General features: G+C 62.8%; 2 protein-coding genes. One reads left to right on the top strand and one right to left on the bottom strand.

Going from position 1 to position 2,452, the window contains the following annotated elements; genetic code table 11:
- The first annotated feature begins 269 nt into the window (after nt 1–269).
- Nucleotides 270–2,072, top strand: coding sequence for an acyl-CoA dehydrogenase C-terminal domain-containing protein (locus DM995_RS07895; protein ID WP_116969075.1), 1,803 nt, complete (start codon nt 270–272; stop codon nt 2,070–2,072).
- An 82-nt stretch (nt 2,073–2,154) separates the two neighbouring features.
- Here the strand turns inward: DM995_RS07895 and DM995_RS22205 are convergent.
- On the bottom strand, nt 2,155–2,452 hold a 298-nt coding region (locus tag DM995_RS22205; RefSeq protein WP_232824180.1), incomplete at its 5' end, for a hypothetical protein.

The raw sequence follows: 2,452 nt of genomic DNA, 5'->3' as shown, positions 1-2,452 counted from the left end.
ATATCGGCGACGGACGCCGCGAACAGCGCCGCGTGACGCTGCAGCGCTGCAAGGAACGCATAGCCCTGATGCGCAAGCAGAAAAAGGACCTCGAAAGCGCGATCCAGGAGCTTTCGCAGTTCGTGAAGATGGTCGAGCAAGTGGATCGTGCCGACCAGGGCTGAGGCCCGCGTTTCGATCCGGGCGGTTGCCGGTCACGGACCACGCCCCCTTTCTCAGGCTCTCCCCAGCCTGACATCTGACCCACATGTTTTGAGAGGACCCGCAAGATGCCCAAATATACCGCACCGGTGCGCGATACCCAGTTCATCCTGAACGAGGTGCTGGGAATCGAGAAATATTCCAACCTGCCCGGCTTCGACAATGCCGCGCCCGACGTTCTGTCCGCCGTGCTCGAGGAAGCCGGCAAGTTTGTCGAGGAAGTGCTGTTCCCGCTGAACCAGGTGGGCGACCAGCAGGGCTGCATGCGCCATCCCGATGGCAGCGTGACCACCCCCGACGGCTTCAAGCAGGCCTATGATCAGTATTGCGAGGCGGGCTGGGGCACCTTGTCTGCGCCGGAAGAATTCGGTGGGCAGGGTATGCCGCATGTCGTCGGCATCGCGTTCGAGGAATATATGGCGTCGAGCAACATGGCCTTTGCCATGTATCCGGGCCTGACGCATGGCGCGGTCTCGGCGATCCTCGCCAAGGGCAGCCAGGAGCAGAAGGAAAAATACTGCCCCAACATGATCAGCGGCAAGTGGGGCGGCACGATGAACCTGACCGAACCGCATTGCGGCACCGATCTCGGCCTCATCCGTACCAAGGCGGTTCCGCAGCCCGGCGGCACCTATGCCATCACCGGCACCAAGATCTTCATCTCGTCGGGCGAGCATGACCTCACCGAGAACATCATCCATCTGGTGCTTGCCAAGACCCCCGACGCGCCCGACAGCGTCAAGGGCATCTCGCTGTTCATCGTGCCGAAGTTCCTCGTCAACGACGACGGTTCGCTGGGCGAGCGCAACGCGGTGTCGTGCGGCTCGATCGAGCACAAGATGGGCATCCACGGCAATTCGACCTGCGTGATGAACTATGACGGCGCCACCGGCTATATGGTCGGCGAGGAGAACAAGGGCCTTGCCGCGATGTTCATCATGATGAACGCCGCGCGCCTCGGCGTCGGCGGCCAGGGCCTCGCGATGGGCGAGGTGTCGTATCAGAATGCGGTGCAGTACGCAGGCGACCGTCGCCAGGGCCGTGCGCTCACCGGCGCGCAGGATGCGAACGAAAAGGCCGACACGCTGTTCGTGCATCCCGATGTCCGCCGCATGCTGATGGAAGCCAAGGCGATCAACGAGGGTCTGCGCGCGCTGATCCTCTGGGGCGGCCTGCAGGTCGATCTCACGCACAAGGCGCAGACCGAGGAAGAGCGCGTCGCCGCTGACGACATCATCAGCCTGCTCACCCCGGTGATCAAGGGCTATGGCACCGACAAGGGCTATGAGATCGCCACCAACATGCAGCAGGTCTATGGCGGCCATGGCTATATCGCCGAATGGGGCATGGAGCAGTATGTGCGCGATGCGCGCATCGCCATGATCTATGAAGGCACCAACGGCGTGCAGGCGATGGACCTGGTCGGCCGCAAGCTGGCGCAGAATGGCGGGCGCGCGGTGCAGACCTTCTTCGGCATTCTCGACAGCGAATGCGCCGATGCCAAGGGCGACGAGCGCCTGGCCGATTTCGCCACGCGTCTGGAAAAGGCGGCGGGCGAGCTCAAGGCGGCGACGATGTGGTTCATGCAGAACGGCATGATGAACCCCAACCATGTCGGCGCGGGCGCGCACAGCTACATGCACATCATGGGCATCGTCGCGCTCGGCCTGATGTGGCTGCGGATGATGCGCGCCTCGATCGCGGCGCTCGAAGCGGGCAGCGGCAATGCCGTGTTCTACGAGACGAAGCTCAAGACCGCGCGCTATTTCGCCGAGCGGATCATGCCCGATGCAGGCGCCCTGCGCCGCAAGATCGAAGCGGGTGCGGACGCGATCATGGCGCTCGAGCCGGAACTGTTTGCTGCGGCCTGATCGCTGTCGCCAAATGCCTTGTTGACAGTCCAACTGACACTAATCGGGGCATCTCTCCTTGCGAGAGGCGCCCCCTTTTATGTCAGAATGCGACGAGCCGAAGTTGATTTTCATCGCTGAATCCGAGCGACTTGGCGCGGCGCAAGTACCGCAGGCGCGATAGTGCGATGATCATTTGCGACAACTTGCCGGAACCCTTGCCGGCTGGGCCGGAGCACCGCTGCGCGGCCGGAACAGCGCCGCCCCTCCCTCGTTGATGGATCGGAGCAAGCAAGACCTCTCCACCTGAAATGCCCGCCGAGAGCATTTGCAAACGAGGAGCAAGACCATGAAGAACACGATTATCGGAACCCTGATCGCCGCCGGTGCGTTGGCAGCAA

The organism is Blastomonas sp. UPD001 (genome assembly GCF_003426715.1).
Taxonomy (GTDB): domain Bacteria; phylum Pseudomonadota; class Alphaproteobacteria; order Sphingomonadales; family Sphingomonadaceae; genus Blastomonas.
The sequence above is the reverse complement of the archived record's forward strand: the minus strand, read 5'-3'. Positions and strand labels throughout refer to the sequence as shown.

Coding starts and splice junctions, on each gene's coding strand:
- DM995_RS07895 (WP_116969075.1), top strand. CDS start 270: ATGCCCAAATATACCGCACCGGTGCGCGATACCCAGTTCATCCTGAAC.